Below are 20993 nucleotides of genomic sequence, written 5' to 3' on the forward strand. Positions count from 1 at the left end.
GCAGTAAGAAACTTAGTAAGTAGGGGGGGATCAGAGGTAAGGGGAATGAGGCTAGAGGTAAGAAGATCAAGATCTCTTCGCTCTTCCGACCTCTTGCCTCTGACCTCAGGCTCTTCCCACCAGATCCTGACCAAGAGCACGTCAGGATGACCAATTGAGTTAGTTCATGCAACCTAACGTCCTGCCCCTAGAAAGGTTCTCCCTCCCGGCGAAGCCAGCCTTACGTCCCCGGATGATTGGGGGTGAAATCCCCCTGGGCTACTCACCAATTTGTTCGTACAAACAAACTGTCAGTTTATGTAGTCTTATTACCAGGGAGGTGACTGAATGAAGAAGACATTCTGGGTTTTCGTTGTTGTTTTCTCTCTTCTATCCTATCTATTTGCTTTTAACGTTGGCTATATTGAGCTTGCAGAACTTGAGCCGTTTGTTCTTACGGAGAGTGTAGGAAGTAGAACAAGCAATGTGAACTTCACAGTTCTCTCGAAAAGCAATTCAGAAGAAGTCGCAATTGTCTTGTCCGGCTGGTTGTTCGATCCAGGAAGCGAGAATTCGGAGCGAGAAGTATTCATTCAACTTAGAGGAAATGGGGAGAGTTATGAAAAAAAGATTTCATTGATGAGAGAGGGTATATACTACACAATGAATCCCTTCATTCTCTCGTTTCAAAGAGGTTATACACTCGTGGTAATGGGACTCGAAGTTGATTATGATAAAAATAGGGGGGATGATGCTATAGAACTTGGGTTTGAGGACGTCTCGGTTGAAGTTGAGTGGGATAGCGATGTGAGCATTCTTCTGGGGGAGGTTAATGAAGGTCTTTTTACTCAGGTCTCTGCAGTCCTTGAAGAACCTGTATTGTTAGTCAAGGGGGGAGAAAGGCCTACGGGCGGCTACAACATCGTGATAGACGGCGTTTATCTTCACGAAGATAGAAGCATTGAAGTAGCTGCGAAACTGCAGACTCCGGGAAGCGGAGATTTCGTTACACAGGCCTTCACTTATCCTCATAAAGCGATAAGAATTCTGGGGCTTCATTCCGGCAATTACGATGTCTCAGTTCGAATGGAAGTGCTCAAGGATGGCGAGGTGATTGATATCTATGAATACAGCTCGTGTTTCACTCTTTACTCGTCAAAGAACTGATCTTTTGTACATAGGCATCGGCATCAAACTTCCTTTTTAGGCCGTTTGAGTTCATATATCTGGCTTTTCCGAATACTGAACGCTCCGCCCAAGCTCTGTCGTGTTTTCCGAAGCACCAGAGAATGCCGCTATAACCATTCGGATCTCTACCGTCTAGTTCGTACTTGTCGTTAAGATAGATCGCCGAGCTGATTGCAGTTTCAGGATCAGGACTCCATTCGAGGATCTTCTTTCCCCAATACATACGCATATAACCGTGCATTTTGCCCTTCGCGACCATTTCTCTCTGTGCTGCGTTCCAGTAAGGATCGTGAGTCATCCCGTCCTCCAGTTCAGAAAGTGAGTATACGTATTCTCGCCTATCACTTCTATGTTCATTGAGTGTCTTCTGAGCCCACGGGGGGAGTGCTTCGAAGGAATCGTACCTGGAGTTATAGAACACGAAATTCATGCTCAGTTCTCTTCTAACAATAAGCTCTTCAAGATAAGCTTCTATTCCCGATGAACCAGACTCCATAACCCTCCTGGCGATCAGACAAGGGGAGATTTGTCCGAAGTGAAGAAATGGACTCATCTCTGATAGACAGTCACAATTGGGGTCATTTCTCTCTTTCTCGAACCTATCTATTTTGGTTTCTAGAAATATCTCAAGTTGTCTATTTGCTTCTTCCTGTCCGCCAGGAAAGTTGCTGACCACGCATGCCGTGTGGTCGATATTTGAAAGGTCCGGATTGTCAAGATCAAATGTGGTCTCAAAATCGGTTACAGGGTCTCCGGGTTCGAACACGACGGATTCGAAGTCAGTTATGAAATCTTGAAGGCGACTCAACACTCTTGGCCTAAACGTAGCTGCGCTGTATTCCTCCTTATTACTGGCTGCTTTGACAGGAACAACTACGTTGGCTTCGACCGCGATTACCGGGCACGAGGATGCTTTCGCAATTTCCCTTCTCCATGCGATCTGATGCCTGAGGTATCCAACGTCTGTGACGATCAAAGCACAGTTCCTTGAGGCCCGGGGGACGATTTCTGTTGGATTACCCTCTAGAACAGTGAATCTGATACCCATTTCTTTGAGCTTTGATTTAACGGCCTTGAGCCCGTCAATCATAAAGGAAAAGTTCCTGAGATTTGCAGAGGGGTAATCGGTGTTGAAGACGAAAAGGACTATAAGAGGAAGGCTATTTCTCTTGGCTTCTTGCTTTGCGATCTCGAGTGCGGGGTTTTCTTCGGTTCTTTGAGAGGCCTGCATCCAGTACATAATGAATCTACCTTTGATATCTCGTCTCTTACTCAGGTTATGAATCCTATCACTCTTCATTTTCCGGACCTTCCCTTCCCGGAGTCCGTTATCTCAATCAATTCAGCAGGGTAGGGTTGGAAAAATGTTTGACGAGCAAGATACTCACTGTCAAATGCAACAATGTAAGAACGCAATATGTAGAGAGGAACACTTAGCGGGATTTTTCCGTCTCGATATCTTTCAAGCGTCTCTAGAAAAAACCTCTTCTCAGAAGAAGAGATGTAATTAGAGAAGTAACCAAGCCCATGCATCAAGACGTTTATGTGTGAAGTATGTTTTGGGGGGGTGGACATCATCTTGTAGAAGTGGGATGAATAATCGCTGTATACTTCTTCAATACCTCTTGAATCCATCTTTCCGATTATTCTTCCCATGATTCTCATTTCGTTCTGGTTGTAGGACATGAAGAGCAGCTTGTTATCCGACTGAAAATCAACCAGACCTTTTCTGGTGAGATTTATGGAGAGGTCTCTGAAGCGCGTGACGGTGAATAGAATAGTTAAGAAATGCTCTCTTATTGTGAAATTAGAAAGTCTTCCCTCGTCTTCTATAGGAAGCCCACAGTATCTTTCTAGTACAGTGCCTCCAAAAAAACCAGAATCCCTTCCTGAAGAGGCTACTTTCCCTTCTCCTGGATAGACCTTAACATCCTTTATGCCACACGTAGGTGAGGCCGACTTAAGAATGAAGCCATCTACCCTTTCCAGTCCAGCAAAAAAACTCTCCGTAAACTCCAAGAGGCGTTCAGTAACGTCAACTCCCGTTAAGGGTTGCACTAGTCTTGTTTCGTTAGATCTGAAAACCATGCGGATGGGCGCCCTAGGAACTCCGAGCCCGATGTCGTATTCCGGACATACGGTCCTGTAATTGACGAACTTCTCCAGCTTCTCCACGAATTTGTTCGGGATCATCTGAGCGTTGTATCTGCAGCTTTCGAAGCCCAGGCACCTGCTCACGACCACTTCCGGTTTGGCTAGTCTCAACACATCGCCCTCCTCGTTTATTCCAGAAAATCGATGATTTCTTTTGCTATCCTTTCAGGTGATTCAAGAAATGGAGCGTGTCCGCTTCCCTCTACTACTTTCAGAATGCTATTGGGAATCTTTTTAGCCAGTGGCTCTCCATGCTCCTCAACTGGGAGAACAATATCATTTTCTCCCCAAAGGATCAGCGTGCTGCATTCGATTTCGCCAAGTTTATCCGATACAGAAGCTGTGTCATCACTGTTTATGAATTCATAAATAAAAGAAGAGGACATGTGGTCCACGAGCGAGAAATATCTGCCGAAAGTCTCAGAACTGAATAAGGATTTGTCTCCCAATCCTTTAGTGTAAAGTAATCTTTGAACCGGAAAAGTTTGGAAATAGAACCTCATAGCGATCCGCGTCATTATCTTGCTTCGCGCAAAGAAACCGGGGAGAATATCTCTATCCCCGTGAATGGAAGAGTCAATGAGAACAAGGCGGTTGACCCTTTCGGGAAAATAGTAGGCGATGTTCAAAGAGACCTCTCCTCCAAATGAATGGCCAATCAAATCAGCTTTCTCAATGTTCAATAGGCTCATTAAATCAACCACAAGCTCAGCATAACCCTTTCTTGAATAGTCACCTTTGTTAGAGGCAGTGGACAGCCCAAAACCGGGTAAGTCCAACAAGTAGACTCTTCTATTCGATGAAAGCAGTTTAGCAAGCTCTAGAAAATCAAAATGTGATCCAGCAAAACTATGTATCATTAGAACTGGGTCGCCATCTCCAATAACCTTGAAGAAGACCTCCTCTTGTTCTACCTTCAAATACCTTCCGTCTCTCTCTATTCTTCCGAAATAAATCCTGGCTATGGTAACGCTGAAGATACTGTTGATAACGAGGAGAGCAGCACCTATTAGCAGAATCAAAAAGAGCGCTTTAATCAATTTCATCAGATACACCCCTTCACGGGAAGTATTCAAGCAACAATAATATACCATTTTTTCTTTGCAGATCGTTGGATGGTTACGAATACCGAGTATCTAGGAAAGCAATTCTTCTTTTCGAAGAGCAGTGCTTCTTTCTTTTGGAAGAAGCCACCATTCGAGAACGATTAAGAGAAGCTATTGCCTTTTCTTCTTCTTGCCTAGAAGCTCCACACCTTCCTTGGCACTGAGATTTCCTTCTTCCAATTTCCTGATGATCTTCGAAGCTTCCTGAATTTGGCGATTTGCAAGCTCATATCCGAGACTTGTGACCAGTTACTCCAGTTTGCTTCTTGCAGTGGGATAGGAAATACTTAGCTCCTTCTGGAGTTCAGAGAGATTTCCTCTATTCTTAATGAACACTTTCAGGAAGTCAAGGAGTTCTTCGGGCAGGTAAAGCAGCTCGTCTTGCACAAAGGTCCCGATAATCTTAATCTCGCAGTTCTTAAAGGTATACTCGGTAATTGTAGATATCCGCCGCAGCTGGGACACTTAGCAAGCCGCTTCTTCATCCAGAGTTCTCCATCCGATCGGCAATATGCGTACTGCAAGAGAAAATATCGGTAAACCCGGGAAGAAGTCAATCTTTGGAGAGTCATCAATTCAATAAAGTTCAATAATATTATCTAATAATTGATAAATATATGACAATAACTAATAAGTGTAAATATTGCATAAGCAAAATCTTATTTCTTCTGAATTCTAGATATATCCCAACGATTCGATTTGATGGAGTGTGCGCATGACAGAGAAATGACCAATATTGAAACAATTCCTGAAATTCGCCTGGAAAGAGGACTTTAGGTGTTTTCTGCAACGGAGACACGCTTCTGCAAGACAATCCTTGATGTAAATGAATGCGGAGATTCAAACTATTCAATTATCACCTGTCTTGTTTCGACACCCATTCTGAAGACAACTATAGCTGCAAATGTACTGAGAGCAGCCATAAAAATCATTACAACAAATACGCTACCGGTGGCTCCCATTAAAGTGCTGGTGAAATAGGGGGCGATAATTCCTGCTGACCTTGCCACAGCTCCTGAAGTACCGTTTCCAAGGCCACGCATCTCGGTTGGGTATAATTCAGGGGTATAAGCGTATACCATGCCCCAAGCTCCAAGAACGAATAGAGAAATCAGAACGCTGGCGAAAAGAAGAAGCGAAGAGCTGCTTACAAAAGCCATCACAATAGACGATACTGCCATTCCCGCAAAAAAGAATGTGAGAGATGGCCTTCTACCGAACCTCTCTATAAGAAGCGCTGCGGCAAGATATCCTGGAAGTTGCATGATAAGCATGAAAAAGGTGTACCAGAGAGATGAGACTGGGGTGAGCCCTTTCGACATGAAAATCTTTGGAGCCCAAGTATAGATTCCGTAGTACACAAAGCTAACCGAGAACCAGCTTATCCATATCATGATTGTCCTTCTCGCAAGACCGCTTCTAAAAAGCCCCAGAATAGGCTGCTTTGAGCGTTGGTGCATCTCAACTTCCTCATCTATACTCGTCGAAAGAATCTTTTCCAGAGCTGATTTTCCCTTCTTCATGAATTCATATTTTGGACTTTCAGGAAGAAGAAAGGATACGAATATAAGGGGAATACTGAAGAAGGCAAGCAAGTAGTATGACCACTGCCATCCAAGGGATTCCAGCGTTAACATTGTGAATCCGCCTATCAAGATACTTCCAATTGCCCAGCTAGATTCCAGGAGAGCAAGATAAAGGCCCCTGATTCTGATGGACGAGAATTCGGTAAGGTAGGCGTTTACAACAGGTAACAGTCCGCCATAACCAAATCCTGAGAAAAATCTTCCCAGGGAGAACACTCTCATTGAGTTAGAAGCGCCGGTGAGTCCTGTTGCAAATCCGGCGATCAACAAAAGAACAAGATTAGTCCACTTTCTTCCGAATCTATCTGAAATTGCACCGGAGAATAGTGCTCCAAGAAGCATACCTGCAAACACGGAACTCGCCATCATGTTCTGGCTTCCAACAGTTCCTGCGAGATCGTCAACAATAGAAGGAAGAGTCAGGGAGGTAATCATCACCCCTCCGGCCACAAGCATCCACTCCATTGATGTCAAGAGAAGCATTCGTCTTCTTCTACCGGAAGTGATATATTTCTGAATGACTTCGTCTATGTTCATTCGCTCACCCCTCTACTTGGCAAAAAAGCCCTTCTCCTCCAGCATGTTTCTGATACTCTCCAGTACCTCTTCAGAGTCCGCCTCAATAGTGTGAAGGTGGACTCCGTCTTTTGAAAGACTAAGAAGAGGAAGTGCATCTGATGCTTTCAGAGCAGATACAAACCTGTTTAGATGATCTATGCTTGATAGATTAAGCTGACCTTTGAGCTCACCATAGACTGCGTGAATCACGCTGACATCGATTACGCGTCCTCCAGCTCTTATTATTGCTGAAAGTTCATCGTAGATATCCTTTTCCTCGTGTTTTACGGAGACAACCATTCTTAAACTCTTTCTTCCGTCAAGAACATATCCTCTCGGAGTAGAGACGATTCTATAGCCTCTTTCCCTTAGCTCGTCAACATCCTTTACGATCATCTGTCTACTAACGCCTGTTTCAGCTGCCAGAGTCTGTCCCTTTACCGGAACGGTCGAAGCTTCAAGAGTCTCTAAGATGTGTTTGTATCGCGAAGATCTCTCCACCACCTCACCCCCAGCATAAAGCTAATTATAGCAGCTACTTTACAGTAATTCAGTCTAAAAAAATATGTCCGTAAGGACATGTCGTGAATTAAGAATCCACGAAAAACTCTGGTGGCAAGGGACGGAATCGAACCGTCGACACACGGATTTTCAGTCCGCTGCTCTACCTGCTGAGCTACCTCGCCATCAATCTGGTGGAAGCGACAGGGATCGAACCTGTGGCCTTCTGCTTGTAAGGCAGACGCTCTTCCTCTGAGCTACGCTTCCACCTCTGGCGCCCTCACGGGGATTTGAACCCCGGTCGCCGGCGTGAAAGGCCAGTGTCCTAGGCCACTAGACGATGAGGGCCGAAGCACGAATTTATATTACACTATAAACCGTCCCCGGTCAAGAGGTCGATGCTTTTCTTTCGTGGCTTTCGCCCACTACTTTGGGTTCATAATCCGCCTTGGGTAGGGTTTTTTCATGATAGAATCTTGAAGAAAGGGGTGATCGTGATGCCGATTGACTTCAGAATGACAAAAAAAGGGCTGATTCTTCTCATTGACTCTTACAGAACCGTCGATGAATTGAGGCAAGACATCATGAAGAAGTTTGCTGACGCGAAGGATTTCTTTCGTGAAGGAGATGAGATCTCGCTCATGCTTACTCAAGATACAAGCAAACCGGATGACATCGTTAAGATCGTCTCGCTGTTGAGTGATCTTGGTGTCCACGTTAAGGACATACTCGTGGGTAGTATGGAGCAAAAGGATGTGAAAGTCGGTCAGAAGTATGATCTTGTTAGAGAGAAGATTACTGAAGTTCGAGGAGCTCAGATCATTAGGCGTAATCTCAGATCAGGACAGATAGTCGTTCACAATTATGATGTTGTGGTGGTTGGCAATGTTCATCCCGGTGCAGAGGTAATCGCCGGTGGTAGCGTTGTAATATTTGGAAGTGCAAGAGGGGTTGTTAGAGCCGGTTACTCTCAGGGTGAAATCGGGATAATCGCAGCGATCGATTTGCAGCCTTCACTGATCCAAATTGGGAATTTCATAACTCAGGAATACGATCGTTTTGATAAGCCTGCCGTGGCACACGTAAGGACGGGTAGGATAGTAGTTGAAGAGGCGGACAATGTTAAGTTTGAAGTAAAGGGGGAGGCGAATTGAGTTTAGCCAGGTTATTGATTAATCTCTCCAATGCCTTTGGACCTGTGGGATACGAAGATGAAGTCCATTCGGTAATTAGGGAAGCGATAGGTCCGTTTGTGGATGAGACCTATACAGACGAGATTGGAAATCTGATTGCAGTTAAGAAAGGAAGTGGGAAGAGAATAGGCGTATTCACTCATGTTGACGAGGTATCGCTTGTGATTTCGAGAGTCGATGAAAGAGGGTTTGCAAGGTTTGAAGAGCTAGGAGGCGTCGATCCTAAGGTATTGATTTCTCAGAAGGTTAAGATCAGGAGCAGAGATGGAAAGGAAAGATCAGGAGTAATTGGAATGTTGGCTCCCCACCTTCAGAAAAGGGAGACAAGAGGAGAAGTCCCTTCTTTCGATGAGCTCTTCATTGATGCTTCGATTAATCCGGATTATGAGAAGATAGGTGTTGGCGATCTTGCAGTAGTAGACATTTTGGCGTTTGAGATGAACGGCAAGGTTGCTGGGAAAGCTCTTGACGACAGAGCGTGTGCAGCGATTAGCATAGAGACTGCAAGAGAGCTCTCGAAATACAGTACAACTCCTACCGTCTATTTCGTGTTCACAACAAGAGAAGAAGTCGGGGCAATAGGAGCAAAGGGCGCCGCTGAAGCTTTGGAAATCGATCTTGGTGTTGCCATGGACGTTACTCACCATGACAAAGAGAACGATGTCGAACTTGGAAAGGGTCCGGCCTTAACTGTTGGAGGCCCGAATATCCACAAGAAGTACTTTGAGTTACTCGATAAACATGCGAAAGACAATGAAATCAAAGTTCAATATGACTTCAGCTCAGGTAGAACGGGAACTGATGCAGACAATGTCCAAATAGCCGGTACCGGAGTTCCAACGCTTCTGCTTTCTCTCCCTGAAATGTTCATGCACACTCCAGTCGAAGTAGTTCAAGTTAGTGATGTTGCAGGAACGGCCAGATTACTTGCAGGATTTTTCATATCTCTGAAGGGGGCTGAGGAGCAATGAAGCTAGAACGCCTGAAAGACCTTTGCGAACTCCCGGGAATATCAGGTTTTGAGGAAAAAGTCTCTTCCTTCATCAGGAGCATTGTCGAGCCAAGAGTCGATTCGATCTGGACCGATACAGTTGGAAACCTAATCGCGGTGAAAAAGGGGACGGGGAAGAGTTCTAAGAAGCTTATGCTTCTTGCTCATACCGATGAGGTTGGTCTTATGGTGAGGAAGATCAATGAAGACGGCACACTCTCCTTCACCAGTGTAGGAGGAGTCGATCCAAGAGTATTGATGGGTAAAAAGGTTTTGGTGGGAAAGGATTTTGCTCCTGGAGTGATAGGGTTTGAAGCCATACACACTCAGGATCCAACCGCTTTGCTTAAAACACCAAGTATGGGCAAACTGAGAATCTATTTGGGTTATTCAAAGAAGGAAGAGGCTCAGAAGAACCATCGCATTGGCGACCCAGTATTCTTCGATACTCAGTACGAAGAGATTGGCGACTATGCGATTGCGAAATCATTTGACGACAGGACGGGGTGCGAAGTACTAATAAGGATTCTTGAGAGCCTTGAAGGATACCGTCTGGATTTTGATGTCTATTTCGCCTGGGTGGTCCAAGAAGAGGTTGGTCTGAGGGGAAGCGGGGTCGCGGCGAAACAGATAAAGCCGGACGCAGCTCTTGTGTTCGAGAACACTACGGCTGGAGACAACCCGGAGCTTCCTGATTACAGGTGGGCCACAAGTCTTGGAAAAGGCCCCGTCTTAACATTTGCCCACAGTGGATTGGTGCTAGATAAGAGGATACTCGACACAATCGTGGATACTGCTAAGAAAAACTCAATAAAATTCCAGTACAAGAGCAGGATAGCTGGGGGTACTGATGCAGCTAGGCTTGCAAGAGTAATTTCGGGTATACCGTCAGGTGTTATCTCGACTCCTTCGAGATACATACATTCTCCAACTTCTGTAATAAACGTCAATGATTTTCTCGGAGTGGTAAAACTTGCCAGTTTACTAGTTAAGGAAGGGAAGGTGCTGTCTAGATGAAAAAGCTGATTGAGAAACTGGTTACGATTAGTTCTCCCAGTGGTAGGGAGGATGCTATAAGGGAAGCGATCGCCGAAGAGATCAAACCATACGTTGATAGCATGAAGATAGATCCGTTAGGCAATCTTGTTGCTCTGAAGAAAGGAAAGAGTGGTAAGAAGCTGCTATTTGACGGTCACATGGACGAAATCGGTGTCGTGGTCACACATATCGACTCAAATGGTTTTCTCAGGATTGATTCGATAGGTGGGCTGTCTCCATATATGCTTTTGGGTTCGAGATTGATTTTTGAGACAGGAGCATCAGGTGTCGTTGACCTAGAAGGGGAGACGATCAAAGAGCTCGGGGAGACCATCAAGAATCTTGATTTCGACCACATTTTCGTTGACATCGGAGCAATAGATAAGAGTGATGCAGAGAGGAAGGCACCGATCGGGACTTTTGGAACATATGATTCAGAGTTCATCGATCTTGGAAAGAGACTCATCTCGAAATCTATGGACGACAGGATCGCCTGTGCTATTATGATACAGGTCTTGAAAGAGCTAAAGGATCCCAAAGACGATGTTTACTTTGTCTTCGCCGTTCAGGAAGAAGTTGGACTAGTGGGTGCAAGTGTCGCTGCATTTGATATTATGCCAGATATGGCTGTTGCAGTAGATGTTACCGCAGGACCCGACACCCCGAAATCTTTGAAGAGAATGGGATTCAAACTTGGAGAAGGACCTACGATAAAGATAAAGGATCGCGGAAGCATAAGCTCTTCGAGAGTAGTATCTAGATTGAAGGAGATTGCTGAGAAAAAGGAGATTCCCACTCAGTATGAGGTCTTGATTTTTGGAGGCACTGACGCTAGAGGTTACCAGACGACCGGAAGAGGAATAGCCTCAGGAACGGTCTCGGTTCCTTGCAGATACGTGCACTCGCCTCACGAGATGGTTGATTATGATGATGTTATTAATGCGGTTCGTCTGTTAAAGGCACTTGCTGAAGAAGGAGTGGAATGAGAAGAATCACATTTACCAGTGAATCAGCTGAAAGGTGTCAGTTGATTTTTGGGAAGGCTTTTGCTGGAAGACTTCCAGAGTCCCTGAAAATAGTAGACTCTGGTTTTAGAAAGGTCTTTGGCGAAAGACTGGAAGACGAATACTTGATGCCCGGTGGAGAACATGTGAAGTCAGTTGACAGAGTGTTCGAAATATATCAGGTTATAAGGGCTTCGAGAAGAAAAGCAATAACAGCCGTTGGAGGAGGTTCTCTCATCGATCTGGTAGGTTATGCGTCATCAGGTCATACCGATATTGAGAAGCTCTTCCTCTTTCCTACGACGACAGTTAGTCAGGTGATGCCTGCGCTGAAAGGATTCAGGGTGAATTTCGAGTTTGTGAAGGACCTTCTCTCTTTCAACTGTCTCCCGGACAAAGTCTTCATTGATTTTGAGGTCAGTTACAGAGAGTATGCTTGCTCGTCTAAGAGTGTTCTGATCTTTCCTTTGCTGGTTGCCCTTTCGTTTGATAATAGGCTTTTCAAGTATCTTTTTAACGTTGTGGTCTCTGGTAAAGATATCTCTGCTGAGCAATGGGAAGATATTGTTTTCTCGTCAGTGAAAGCTTATCTTAAGGGAATTGAAACTGGCCGATTCGTTGTAGGCACGGAAATTGGAAGGCTTATTGAAACTGCTTCTAGGCTTAAGGCTGGATATGATGCTTCACTTCTATTTGGAGCCATGATGGAATTACGTCTGGCCGAGAAATTTGGTACAGGGGATAGCAGTGTGACAGAAGACTTTTTTAGAGTGGTGAAATTGCTGTGGGACAGTAGATGGTCTTCCAGAATTGATATGTCGTCCTTGGTTGACTTGGTCGAACAGAAAGGTGGTGTAAGAATCAGTACTCCTGACGGAAATCTCGACAAGACTTACTTCGTGGGGTGTTCTGTATTTGAGAGATTTGTCAGGGAAAAGACCTGGAGGGGATTGGAGAATTTTGTATGAGCGAAGTATCGCATGATTATGTTCTGAAGACTCTTATCGTTATCGTTCTTGCATTGTCGGCAGTTGTCATGACGCTTGGAGGATATGCTATTTTTCTCCGGGAGGAAAACAGAAAGTCGGAACTCATAATTGAGGAAATCAGAAGTTCTGTGCTTTCTCAGGGGATCGATCAGCCTGAACAGCCGGACAATCCCGTACAGTTTCCCACAGGAACACAGGTTGTCAGAGAGACAATATCGATTCCAGAGACTCAGAACTTCTTTCTTGAGGTATTCGACTATAGGCGGCTAATACTGAACTCCTTCGACTTTCTTGCAGAAGGTTCCGAGTTTGGTTATGTTGTTGTGGAAGAAGATACAGCATTCAAGTTGTGCGTGGAGAAAGGTCTCGGGAAGTACTTTATCACCAGGGTGGGGGATAGTTTTGGCGTGATGTTTCTGGGGAAGAACCCACTTGACGGACTTTATGACTCAAAGACGGCGTATGGAATTCAACTCGTATCGCACACAGTCTCAGATGGGATAGCACCACAAGTAATGGATCTGAGGAGTGCAGGTTACCCTGCCTTTGTGTATAAGTCAATAACCGCGGACGGGAGAACATTCTATGCAGCTGTTTTAGGGGTTTTCCCTGATGCGGCAGCGGCCAGAGAGTACTCTTCATCAGTCGACGTTCAGGCACTCCAGAGGATAACGGGCTGGAATATCACTGACAGGTTTCCGAGGCAGTTGAGATGAGGAAGATTTCGGTCAAGGAGTTACAGATAATCGGATCAATTGTGATACTAGTGATCATGGGGTTTGTGGCCCTCTCAGGGTATAGCGGTAGCAACACAATGGCCATCGGTGAAAACTCTGATAAACCGAAGTCGGTTAGCTTCCCTATTGATTTGAACTCTTGCTCGGAGAAGGAGCTGGAGCTGTTGCCGGGGATAGGCCCTGCCAAGGCTCGAGCAATAGTCGATTACAGAGCTACGTCCGGTCCGTTTTTTTCCATTGACGATCTTCTTCTTGTCAGGGGAATTGGTGAAAAGACCCTGAGTAACTTGAGAGAAATGGTGACCGTTTCCGGTCAGCTGTATTCCAACGCAGAAGGAGTGGTTTTAATCGACATAAACACGGCTTCCTCTCAGTCTCTTCAGAAAATTCCAGGAATCGGTGAAGCTAAGGCAGCTGCTATAATCGAATACAGGGAACTCAAGGGACCCATAATAACTGAGGAAGACCTTCTCAATGTACCTGGAATCGGACCTTCCATACTTCCTGAAATCCTTGCTGCCATTATTCCTCTTATCGGGGCTGAAGAACAATCCGGTTCGAGAAAGGTGAATGTTAATAACGCAGATGTGGAAGACCTCTGTAAGCTTCCAGGCATCGGGCCCGTACTTGCTCAGAGAATAGTTGAGGCGCGTGCTCATTTCGGTCCATTTCGTTCGTGCGATGATCTGGCTAAGGTAAGTGGAATTGGTGATAAGACCATTGCCAGTTTGAAGGAGCTGGTTGAGTTTTGAATCTGCTTCATGTTTGCTGCGCACCGGATCTAGTTAGTTCTGTTTTGAGGAGAGAGGAACTGAAGCATTCAATGCTGCTTTTCTATAATCCGAATATCTATCCTGAAGAAGAGTTCTTCAAAAGATATCATGCTTTCCGAAGAGTCTGTCAAGAAATGGGAGTTGAGTGTCCTGAACCAGACTACAGCCCCGAGGACTTCTCTGCTATTCATGATTCCTTTGAAGATGAGCCGGAAGGGGGCATGAGATGTACGAAATGTATAGAATTAAGGCTGAGAAAGGCAGCGGAAGCTGCAAAATCCTTAGGTGCCAAGAGCTTCAGTACCACGCTTCTTGCAAGCCCCCAGAAGCCAATTTATCTGATCTGTCAGATTGGGCAGAAAGTTTCGGAATCGTTTGATTTGGAGTTCATTTCGGAAAACCTAAGACTAGAAAGGGGAAAGCTAAATCAGTTTTTGGGTAATGTCTATGTCCAGAATTACTGTGGCTGCAAATCTAGTCTCAACGAAATTGTCCAGACCAGAGAGATCAAGAAAAGGAGAGATAAAGAGGCGCTAGAGAGAGACTTTTCATGCTTCGCCGATCTCTGGAGATTCAGAGGTGCCGTAATTTCTCGAAGCAGCATCCCCGTTGAAGAGGTCTCCGTGTTGAAAGAGCTGATAACTCTCATTAAGCCTTGTGCACTTCTTGATGATGTCGAAGATGTTTCACTACAAGGCAAAAGATGGTTGAAAACCGGGAGTTACAACTGCCGGATAATCAGGGAGAAGAAGTAATGGATACTCTGGCAAAAAGAATCAGATCACTGGGGGAAGAGTGTGGCATGGTCTTTCGCCTGGTCGACGAAAAAGGAATTCCTTATGATGGGGATTTGGAATTTGATATCCCTCAGCTCATAATAGCGCTTTCAAAAGCTACGGGTTCGAGAAGCTCAACGGTTGTGAATGGGACGCAGATTACCGCTCTATATCTTGATGGAATTAGAAAGAGTTCTTATCTCATAGTGCTCGGTGAGTTCCTTGAAGACAACGCATATAGGCTTTTGAAAACGGTTATCGAGTCCCATGAGGCGAACCTGTGATTGAATTCACTTTGAAACCTGCGGGTCTAATTGATCTTGATTCGACACTTGACTGTGGTCAGACTTTTCGATGGCGAAAAGAAGGAGACTGGTGGAAGGGAGTTGTTCGAGATACAGTTCTCTTCCTGAAAGAGAACTCAGATGGAATTATTGTCAGATCTTCCTCCAAATCTTTGCTCGGAAAAGATATCTATGAGGAAATTGGGAACTACCTTGGACTTGGAGATAATCTGGAGGAGATTCACTCAATAATTCTGGAAAGACTGAAGTGTTTTGATCAAAGGGTTAGAATCGTGTCTGAAAAGGCTCTCAAGGAAGCCGAAGGATTGAGAATACTTAGGCAAGATCCTTTTGAGATGGTTGTGGAGTATATTCTCTCAACTAGAAACAGCATTCCTATGATTCGATGGATGAGCGACAAACTATCGGAACTCTTTCCCGAAAACAGGATCGATCTATGTCAGGAGAGTTACTACACGTTTCCTTCATTGGAGCAGGCCAAGGGAATCTCAGCAGAAGCTCTGACCGAGCTCAAAATCGGTTTCAGGGTTCCGTGGCTTATGAAACTCTTTTCAGACATAGAGACAGAAGGGTATTTCTCACGGCTTTCTTCACTGGCTGCCGAAGACTTGCTCGAAGAATTGATGAAGCATGACGGCATTGGTTACAAGGTAGGTAGCTGTGTAATGCTCTTTGCCTACGGTAAGCTGAGCGCCTTCCCGGTAGATATCTGGGTGAGCAGAGTGATGAAAGATCTGTTCGCGCTGGACGGTTCAACAAAGAAGGTAATGCAGTTTGGAATGGATTCCTTCTTTCCTTATGGAGGGTACTATCAAGAAGCACTATTCAGGTACTATAGAACTCACAAACTAGGAAGAGAGAAGAAATGAGGATAAATGTTATCGGTGGAGGACTGGCCGGTTCTGAAGTTGCTTTGAGCCTCGCGGATTTCGGAAAAGAGGTAATGATTTTTGAGATGAGACCTGCCAGGAAAACCGATGTTCATCAATCGGAAGACTTTGCGGAACTAGTATGCAGCAACTCTTTGAAATCTAAGTCACTGGACAATGCATCGGGCCTGTTGAAGGAAGAGGGTTTGCTAATTGGCTCCCGACTTCTGGAAGCCGCCCACCGTCATAGAGTACCTGCCGGAAAGGCTTTGGCAGTAAACAGAGAGACCTTTGCAAGAGAGATCACTAGGAGGATAGAGAACCACCCACTTATCAGTGTTCGGAGAGAAGAGGTGTGCCAGCTAGACATCTCCGGGTCAGTCAATATAGTGTGTACCGGCCCACTAACTTCTGAATGCCTTGAGAATTATCTAGGTGAACTGTTTGGCAACGCACTCTTTTTCTTTGATGCTGTAGCTCCAATAGTCGCTTCGGATTCGGTAAACTTCGAGAGAGCCTTTGTTGCTGACAGATATTCCGACACCGGAGACTACGTGAACTGCCCTCTTACGATTGAGGAGTACGAAGTTTTCTGGAAGGAGATTGTATCGGCAGAAGTTTTGGAGATCGAAAACTTCTCGGATCGATTTCTCTTCGAACGCTGCCAGCCTGTTGAAGAGATAGCGCGAAGCGGAAAAGAAGCTCTGAGATTTGGTCCAATGAAGCCGGTGGGACTGACCGATCCTGCAACGGGAGAAGAACCTTTTGCGGTTGTTCAGCTTAGAAAGGAAAATCTATCAGGTTCACTTTTAAGTCTTGTTGGGTTTCAAACGAGGCTGAAATGGAGCGAGCAGAAGAGAATCCTAGGACTTATCCCAGCTCTAAGGAACGCCGACATTGCCAGATATGGAGTAATGCACAGGAACACCTTCCTCGATTCACCCAAGCTTCTGAATCCCGATCTTCAGTCCAAAGATTACCAAGGGCTGTTCTTTGCAGGACAGATTTGCGGTCTTGAAGGATACGTGGAGGCAATAGTCTCCGGAAGGCTTGTGGCAATCAATGTCAATCGATTTGTTGACGGTCGCAGAACGTTAATTCCTCCGAAGGAGACAATGCTTGGAGGGCTGGTCAACCATGTAACAGTATCTGGCAGGAGTCCCTTAAGACCAGTATATGCGAATTTTGGTCTTCTACCGGAGATAAGGATGAGAGATAAGAGAGAGAAGAATAGAAGAAAGGTATTAAGAGCGCAAGAGCAGATGGAGGATTTCCTGAAAGAGGTGAGAAAGTGATATACAGAAGCAAACCCGTCTTTTCGAGTAGACCGTGGGGTGATAGTGATTTGAACACCATCTACGGAGTAGATTCTGAAGAACCGATAGGAGAAGTTTGGCTTCTGTCAGATACAGCTAATATGAAGACCAGTCTTGAGTCAAGCTCTTCAAGACTGAATCCTGAAGATGTTACTGAAGAGCTTTGTGGACGAGCTTTGCCTAGGTTTCCTTTGATGGTTAAATATATCTCGGCAAAGGAATGGCTTTCAGTCCAAGTTCATCCTGATGATGAATTTGCCCGTCGCATTGAAGGAGAACCATGGGGTAAGAGCGAATGCTGGTATTTCTTAACAAATGGTCAGGTGCTTGCAGGCTTAAAGAAAAAAACCGAGACAATCGACATCAGAGAGAAAGACCTGAATCACATCAGTCTTAATAAGGGAGATCTTCTGGCTTTGCCTGCAGGTGTCGTACACGCAATAGGGCCGAGTTCTAAGCTGATCGAGATTCAGCAGAACAGTGACACAACGTACAGGCTCTTCGACTGGAACAGGGGTCGGGATCTTCATCTTGACAAGGCAATCAAAGTAATTAAGCCGTCTGTTAATCCAGAATACTGTAAGAACATGAAGAGTTTTCAGTGGAAATACTTTTCGATAGAGAAGACAGTGACATTCTCCGGTACTGGAATATGTGTCACAATTGAGGAAAGACCTAATCTATATGTGGTTATCAATGATAATGTTGAATCCCAAATGCCATTTCTTGCTATCACTTTGGGACCATTTTGGAGTGAGGACTTGTGAAGCACATTTTGGTTCTTGCCTTTATATTGACCGTTTCAGCTCTTGCCTTTTCTGTTGACAAAACGGATTTGCTTCTTTCGAAGAACTACCTTATGGATATACAATCACTTGACAGCAGAGATTTGGAAACGAAGGCTTATCTTACGTTAGCCGTGGGTCTGAAGTACAGAGAGACTATCCAACCAAACTACAAGGTTTGGTTTAGTAATCTCTATTCAGAGCTTCAAGGAGAGGTACTTCCTCCGTACCTTCAGGAAGCCATCGAGGTGGTCTACCAGTTAGTCGCTGTTTCAACTGTCTCCGCGTTGAATATGCTCTATTCGTCTGAAAGCGAGGACCATCTCTTGAAGGCGGTATCTCTGAGAGCCTTCTTCTATGATTGGGTTGATACAAGAGACCCGAGATCGGCAAAGCAGATCGCGGAGACGGCAAATGAGTTGATTGACGCTCGACCCGGGCAGTATTTCCCATACAAAGCTTTGCTGGAGTTGTATTCCAGCATCGGCTCAATGGATATTGAAAGGTTAATGGAAATCCGAGAAACGGTATTCTCTGAAAACCTTCAGGGACTGCTCGGAGACGATCTCATCGAAAGCGAATTTGTCTCAGGGCTTACAGAGATGGTTATAGAGGACTTTTCGAGGCTGGAAACAGAGGATCCACTTTCAAGCTATTATGTGGCGATGTCCTATCTGCAACTTGGTGAAGTACCTCAAGCTTGGGAGATCTTAGACTCCCTCGATCTAAATCAGATTCCTCCCAGATTTGCGTCTAATGCTTCGATGGTAATTGGAGACATTTACCTTGAAGATGGTAACTTTGAAGAAGCAATTGAGCGCTATCAGGAGGCAGTACGTTTTTGGCCGAACAACTCAAGGGCTATTAGGAATCTTGGAATGGCCTATTATGAGACGAAAGATCGAGACTACTATGATTTAGCTAGGTTCTATCTTCAGCTGAGTGGATTCGAAGATTATGATTATGCAGTAAGTTCTGCACTGAAGGAGTTAAGGCGAAGAGTAATCTTTGAACTGGCGCTTGTTACAGTAGTCCCGCTTACTGCCGTAGTAGTCCTGGGGCTCTTTCTGTTAGAATACTTTAGTAGAAAGAGAAAGAGTTCACAAGAGAGAAAGGCGATGAAAGAAGACGGAGGAAATGATGAGAATTGATGTTCTTGACAAAGGGTTCGTCGAGCTTGTAGACCGAATGGGAGATGACTACTCAGCGGTTCAGGCAGCTAGAGTAAGTTATGGTAAGGGCTTAACTAGCAAAGATAGAGATGATCGCCTAATTCGTTATTTGATGGAGCATGGTCACCACTCCCCTTTTGAACACATAGTATTCAAGTTCCACCTGAAGCTACCGATTTTCGTTATGAGACAGCTCGTGAGACACAGAATAGCGTCAATAAATGAGCGAAGTGGAAGATATACTGAGTTCTCTGATGAGTGGTATCTGCCCGATTCCATAAGGACTCCAGACGGCGAAAACAAACAGGGTTCAGTGGAATGTGCAGATAAGGCAATCACTCAAAAGGCGATTGCAATAATCGAAGAAGCCTATAAGAACGCTTTTGTCGCTTATAGTAGGCTCATAGAAATGGGCGTTGCAAAAGAGATGGCGAGAATTGTACTTCCCACATCTATGTACACAGAGGCGTTCTGGACTATCAATGGAAGGTCGATTATGAATTTCCTAAATCAGAGAGCAGATTCTCATGCTCAGCCAGAAATCCAACTGTATGCTAGTGCAATCGCAGAGATTTTCGAAGCTAAATGTCCGGTAGTATATGATGCTTTCATCAGGTACAACTACACAGGTGATCTTCTGAATAAGGAGGTTAGGGGATGAGACTTGCCAATATCATCCGGTTACTTGATTGCGAGATACTGAATAATGTAACTGAAGATCCTGAAATAGAGTCGGTAGGAGCTGCAGATCTGATGAGTGATGTGCTTGCTTTTGGAGGACCTGGAATGATTCTGGTAACAGGCCTGAACTCTCCTCAATGTGTTAGAACTGCCTCAGTGGTTGGAGCCGCTGCAGTGTTGATAATAAGGAAAAGAAATGTTCCTGAGACCACGATTCATCTGGCTCAAGAGCTTGAGATGCCTTTGATTCACGCGAGAATGTCGATGTACAGGGCTTGCGGAATTCTTTATAGAGAGGGTCTTCGAGATTCACTCGAAGAAGGGAAGAACTTTGACTGAACGAAGTGTTGACGACCTCCTTGATAAGTTAAGAGGGTTATTTGTAGATATAACGGCAAAAGACATAATGTTGAAGAGCGTTATCACGCTTACCAAAGATAGAACGATGTGGCAGGCGAAAGAACTGATGAGGATCTGCAAGATATCAGGAGTTCCCATTACCGATGCCGATAACCAGCTGGAAGGCATAGTGAGTATAGAGGACATTATTGTTGCTCTGGAGGGCAACTACATAACTGATTCGATTGAAAAGCATATGACAAGGGATTTAGTTACACTCTCTCCAGAGATGAATCTTGAGGCACTGATTGAAAAGTTCAACAGATATAGATACGGGAGATTCCCGGTTGTTGATTCCGAAGGGAAGCTCATCGGAATAATTACAAAGAAGGATATTATCGGAGCCATTCTTGATAAATTCAGGCTAATCTATGTTCACGATACCCGACGAAGGGAAGTTCTGGAGAGAAGCGTTGACTGGTTTGATAAGTCTCTTATTTCGGGAGATGCCGTTGAGAAAAAGAGTGCTGACTTCGTATTCCATATTGATTATTCGGAAATTGACATGGCCGGAGTTGGATCTGCGAAACTGAAGAGCTATCTGAAGACGCTTACAGAGGACGACAATCTGATACGGAGAGTATCAATCGCCTGTTATGAAGCTGAAGTGAACGTCGTAATTCATAGCGGTAGCGAAGGTTATATCTTCGCCTGGTACGATGAGGCCCTGGTAAGAGTGAGAGTTGAAGACTATGGAAGAGGTATTGAAAACGTGGAGCAGGCAATCAAGGAAGGATTCTCCACGGCGTCTGATCACATTCGCGAGCTGGGTTTTGGAGCGGGGATGGGCCTTCCGAACATGAGAAGGTACTCAGACAAAATGGTTGTAGTATCTGAGGCGGGAAAAGGGGTTGTGGTTGAAATGCACTTCTATCGAAATGGGAGGAAATGAC

Annotated in this window: 23 protein-coding genes and 3 tRNA genes; 17 read left to right on the top strand and 9 right to left on the bottom strand. The window is 45.0% G+C overall.

Annotation, left to right across the window (positions count from 1 at the left end; all coding sequences use genetic code 11):
• The first annotated feature begins 327 nt into the window (after nt 1–327).
• Nucleotides 328–1146, top strand: a complete 819-nt coding sequence (locus tag B3157_RS10035) for a protease complex subunit PrcB family protein (protein WP_292590325.1) — start codon at nt 328–330, stop codon at nt 1144–1146.
• Here B3157_RS10035 and B3157_RS10040 read toward each other — a convergent pair.
• The 9 genes from B3157_RS10040 to B3157_RS10080 all read right to left on the bottom strand — a co-directional run bounded on the left by B3157_RS10040 (nt 1121) and on the right by B3157_RS10080 (nt 7420).
• Nucleotides 1121–2467, bottom strand: a complete 1347-nt coding sequence (locus B3157_RS10040) for a deoxyribodipyrimidine photo-lyase (protein ID WP_292590326.1) — start codon at nt 2465–2467, stop codon at nt 1121–1123. The two genes, B3157_RS10035 and B3157_RS10040, sit on opposite strands and share 26 nt — an antisense overlap.
• A complete protein-coding gene (locus B3157_RS10045; protein WP_349680389.1) occupies nt 2464–3435 on the bottom strand; it encodes a DUF523 and DUF1722 domain-containing protein in 972 nt (323 codons plus the stop codon). The genes B3157_RS10040 and B3157_RS10045 overlap by 4 nt, the downstream gene beginning before the upstream one ends.
• 14 nt (nt 3436–3449) lie before the next feature.
• Entirely contained in the window at nt 3450–4367 is a 918-nt protein-coding gene (locus B3157_RS10050) for an alpha/beta fold hydrolase (RefSeq protein ID WP_292590329.1), read from the bottom strand.
• Nucleotides 4368–4676: 309 nt separating this feature from the next.
• Complete coding sequence (locus B3157_RS10055; RefSeq protein ID WP_243392211.1) at nt 4677–4892, bottom strand: DUF2089 family protein; 216 nt, start codon at nt 4890–4892, stop codon at nt 4677–4679.
• Nucleotides 4893–5272: 380 nt separating this feature from the next.
• Nucleotides 5273–6550, bottom strand: a complete 1278-nt coding sequence (locus B3157_RS10060; RefSeq protein ID WP_292590330.1) for an MFS transporter — start codon at nt 6548–6550, stop codon at nt 5273–5275.
• A gap of 12 nt (nt 6551–6562) precedes the next feature.
• Nucleotides 6563–7075, bottom strand: coding sequence for a 3H domain-containing protein (locus B3157_RS10065; protein WP_214060682.1), 513 nt, complete (start codon nt 7073–7075; stop codon nt 6563–6565).
• 106 nt (nt 7076–7181) lie between these two features.
• Nucleotides 7182–7257 (bottom strand) — tRNA-Phe (locus B3157_RS10070).
• Between the two features lie 7 nt (nt 7258–7264).
• Nucleotides 7265–7339: transfer RNA gene (locus tag B3157_RS10075), tRNA-Val, on the bottom strand.
• A gap of 5 nt (nt 7340–7344) precedes the next feature.
• Nucleotides 7345–7420: transfer RNA gene (locus tag B3157_RS10080), tRNA-Glu, on the bottom strand.
• A gap of 149 nt (nt 7421–7569) precedes the next feature.
• Between B3157_RS10080 and minC the strand changes: the two genes are divergently transcribed.
• Genes minC through B3157_RS10160 form a run of 16 tightly spaced genes read left to right on the top strand, consistent with a single transcriptional unit; the run spans nt 7570 to nt 20992 of the window.
• Nucleotides 7570–8226: a septum site-determining protein MinC gene (gene minC, locus B3157_RS10085; RefSeq protein ID WP_099828751.1), complete on the top strand. Its 657-nt coding sequence runs from the start codon at nt 7570–7572 to the stop codon at nt 8224–8226.
• Nucleotides 8223–9236, top strand: a complete 1014-nt coding sequence (locus B3157_RS10090) for a M20/M25/M40 family metallo-hydrolase (RefSeq protein ID WP_214079197.1) — start codon at nt 8223–8225, stop codon at nt 9234–9236. The genes minC and B3157_RS10090 overlap by 4 nt, the downstream gene beginning before the upstream one ends.
• Nucleotides 9233–10273 carry a M42 family metallopeptidase gene (locus B3157_RS10095; RefSeq protein WP_292590332.1) on the top strand — a complete coding sequence of 347 codons (1041 nt, stop codon included), beginning with the start codon at nt 9233–9235 and terminating at the stop codon, nt 10271–10273. Before B3157_RS10090 ends, B3157_RS10095 begins: the two co-directional genes overlap by 4 nt.
• Nucleotides 10270–11280: a M42 family metallopeptidase gene (locus B3157_RS10100; RefSeq protein WP_292590333.1), complete on the top strand. Its 1011-nt coding sequence runs from the start codon at nt 10270–10272 to the stop codon at nt 11278–11280. The genes B3157_RS10095 and B3157_RS10100 overlap by 4 nt, the downstream gene beginning before the upstream one ends.
• Nucleotides 11277–12266 (top strand): 3-dehydroquinate synthase, encoded by a 990-nt coding sequence (locus B3157_RS10105; protein WP_292590334.1) that lies wholly within the window; start codon nt 11277–11279, stop codon nt 12264–12266. The genes B3157_RS10100 and B3157_RS10105 overlap by 4 nt, the downstream gene beginning before the upstream one ends.
• On the top strand, nt 12263–13003 hold the full coding sequence (locus B3157_RS10110) for an SPOR domain-containing protein (protein ID WP_214060889.1): 741 nt from the start codon (nt 12263–12265) through the stop codon (nt 13001–13003). Before B3157_RS10105 ends, B3157_RS10110 begins: the two co-directional genes overlap by 4 nt.
• On the top strand, nt 13000–13776 hold the full coding sequence (locus tag B3157_RS10115) for a ComEA family DNA-binding protein (protein ID WP_292590335.1): 777 nt from the start codon (nt 13000–13002) through the stop codon (nt 13774–13776). The genes B3157_RS10110 and B3157_RS10115 overlap by 4 nt, the downstream gene beginning before the upstream one ends.
• Nucleotides 13773–14552 (top strand): epoxyqueuosine reductase QueH, encoded by a 780-nt coding sequence (locus tag B3157_RS10120; protein WP_292590336.1) that lies wholly within the window; start codon nt 13773–13775, stop codon nt 14550–14552. Before B3157_RS10115 ends, B3157_RS10120 begins: the two co-directional genes overlap by 4 nt.
• A complete protein-coding gene (locus tag B3157_RS10125; RefSeq protein WP_214060892.1) occupies nt 14552–14857 on the top strand; it encodes a hypothetical protein in 306 nt (101 codons plus the stop codon). The genes B3157_RS10120 and B3157_RS10125 overlap by 1 nt, the downstream gene beginning before the upstream one ends.
• A complete protein-coding gene (locus tag B3157_RS10130) occupies nt 14854–15747 on the top strand; it encodes a DNA-3-methyladenine glycosylase family protein (RefSeq protein ID WP_292590337.1) in 894 nt (297 codons plus the stop codon). Before B3157_RS10125 ends, B3157_RS10130 begins: the two co-directional genes overlap by 4 nt.
• Entirely contained in the window at nt 15744–17042 is a 1299-nt protein-coding gene (trmFO, locus tag B3157_RS10135; RefSeq protein WP_292590338.1) for a methylenetetrahydrofolate--tRNA-(uracil(54)-C(5))-methyltransferase (FADH(2)-oxidizing) TrmFO, read from the top strand. The genes B3157_RS10130 and trmFO overlap by 4 nt, the downstream gene beginning before the upstream one ends.
• The gene (locus B3157_RS10140; RefSeq protein ID WP_214079205.1) at nt 17039–17830 is read left to right on the top strand and encodes a type I phosphomannose isomerase catalytic subunit; all 792 of its coding nucleotides are present in this window, start codon (nt 17039–17041) and stop codon (nt 17828–17830) included. Before trmFO ends, B3157_RS10140 begins: the two co-directional genes overlap by 4 nt.
• Nucleotides 17827–18999: a tetratricopeptide repeat protein gene (locus B3157_RS10145; protein WP_292590339.1), complete on the top strand. Its 1173-nt coding sequence runs from the start codon at nt 17827–17829 to the stop codon at nt 18997–18999. Before B3157_RS10140 ends, B3157_RS10145 begins: the two co-directional genes overlap by 4 nt.
• A complete protein-coding gene (gene thyX / locus B3157_RS10150; protein WP_292590340.1) occupies nt 18989–19681 on the top strand; it encodes an FAD-dependent thymidylate synthase in 693 nt (230 codons plus the stop codon). The genes B3157_RS10145 and thyX overlap by 11 nt, the downstream gene beginning before the upstream one ends.
• Nucleotides 19678–20040, top strand: a complete 363-nt coding sequence (locus B3157_RS10155; protein WP_214060631.1) for a hypothetical protein — start codon at nt 19678–19680, stop codon at nt 20038–20040. Before thyX ends, B3157_RS10155 begins: the two co-directional genes overlap by 4 nt.
• Nucleotides 20033–20992, top strand: a complete 960-nt coding sequence (locus B3157_RS10160) for a CBS domain-containing protein (RefSeq protein WP_214060630.1) — start codon at nt 20033–20035, stop codon at nt 20990–20992. The genes B3157_RS10155 and B3157_RS10160 overlap by 8 nt, the downstream gene beginning before the upstream one ends.
• Nucleotide 20993 lies beyond the last annotated feature (1 nt).

The organism is Mesotoga sp. UBA5557, assembly GCF_002425715.1.
Taxonomy (GTDB): domain Bacteria; phylum Thermotogota; class Thermotogae; order Petrotogales; family Kosmotogaceae; genus Mesotoga.

What these genes read in the sequence shown, in the direction of transcription:
- B3157_RS10035 (WP_292590325.1), top strand. Translation starts at nt 328, where the DNA reads ATGAAGAAGACATTCTGGGTTTTCGTTGTTGTTTTCTCTCTTCTATCC.
- B3157_RS10040 (WP_292590326.1), bottom strand. Translation starts at nt 2,467, where the DNA reads ATGAAGAGTGATAGGATTCATAACCTGAGTAAGAGACGAGATATCAAA.
- B3157_RS10050 (WP_292590329.1), bottom strand. Translation starts at nt 4,367, where the DNA reads ATGAAATTGATTAAAGCGCTCTTTTTGATTCTGCTAATAGGTGCTGCT.
- B3157_RS10060 (WP_292590330.1), bottom strand. Translation starts at nt 6,550, where the DNA reads ATGAACATAGACGAAGTCATTCAGAAATATATCACTTCCGGTAGAAGA.
- minC (WP_099828751.1), top strand. Translation starts at nt 7,570, where the DNA reads ATGCCGATTGACTTCAGAATGACAAAAAAAGGGCTGATTCTTCTCATT.
- B3157_RS10095 (WP_292590332.1), top strand. Translation starts at nt 9,233, where the DNA reads ATGAAGCTAGAACGCCTGAAAGACCTTTGCGAACTCCCGGGAATATCA.
- B3157_RS10100 (WP_292590333.1), top strand. Translation starts at nt 10,270, where the DNA reads ATGAAAAAGCTGATTGAGAAACTGGTTACGATTAGTTCTCCCAGTGGT.
- B3157_RS10105 (WP_292590334.1), top strand. Translation starts at nt 11,277, where the DNA reads ATGAGAAGAATCACATTTACCAGTGAATCAGCTGAAAGGTGTCAGTTG.
- B3157_RS10110 (WP_214060889.1), top strand. Translation starts at nt 12,263, where the DNA reads ATGAGCGAAGTATCGCATGATTATGTTCTGAAGACTCTTATCGTTATC.
- B3157_RS10115 (WP_292590335.1), top strand. Translation starts at nt 13,000, where the DNA reads ATGAGGAAGATTTCGGTCAAGGAGTTACAGATAATCGGATCAATTGTG.
- B3157_RS10125 (WP_214060892.1), top strand. Translation starts at nt 14,552, where the DNA reads ATGGATACTCTGGCAAAAAGAATCAGATCACTGGGGGAAGAGTGTGGC.
- trmFO (WP_292590338.1), top strand. Translation starts at nt 15,744, where the DNA reads ATGAGGATAAATGTTATCGGTGGAGGACTGGCCGGTTCTGAAGTTGCT.
- thyX (WP_292590340.1), top strand. Translation starts at nt 18,989, where the DNA reads ATGAGAATTGATGTTCTTGACAAAGGGTTCGTCGAGCTTGTAGACCGA.
- B3157_RS10155 (WP_214060631.1), top strand. Translation starts at nt 19,678, where the DNA reads ATGAGACTTGCCAATATCATCCGGTTACTTGATTGCGAGATACTGAAT.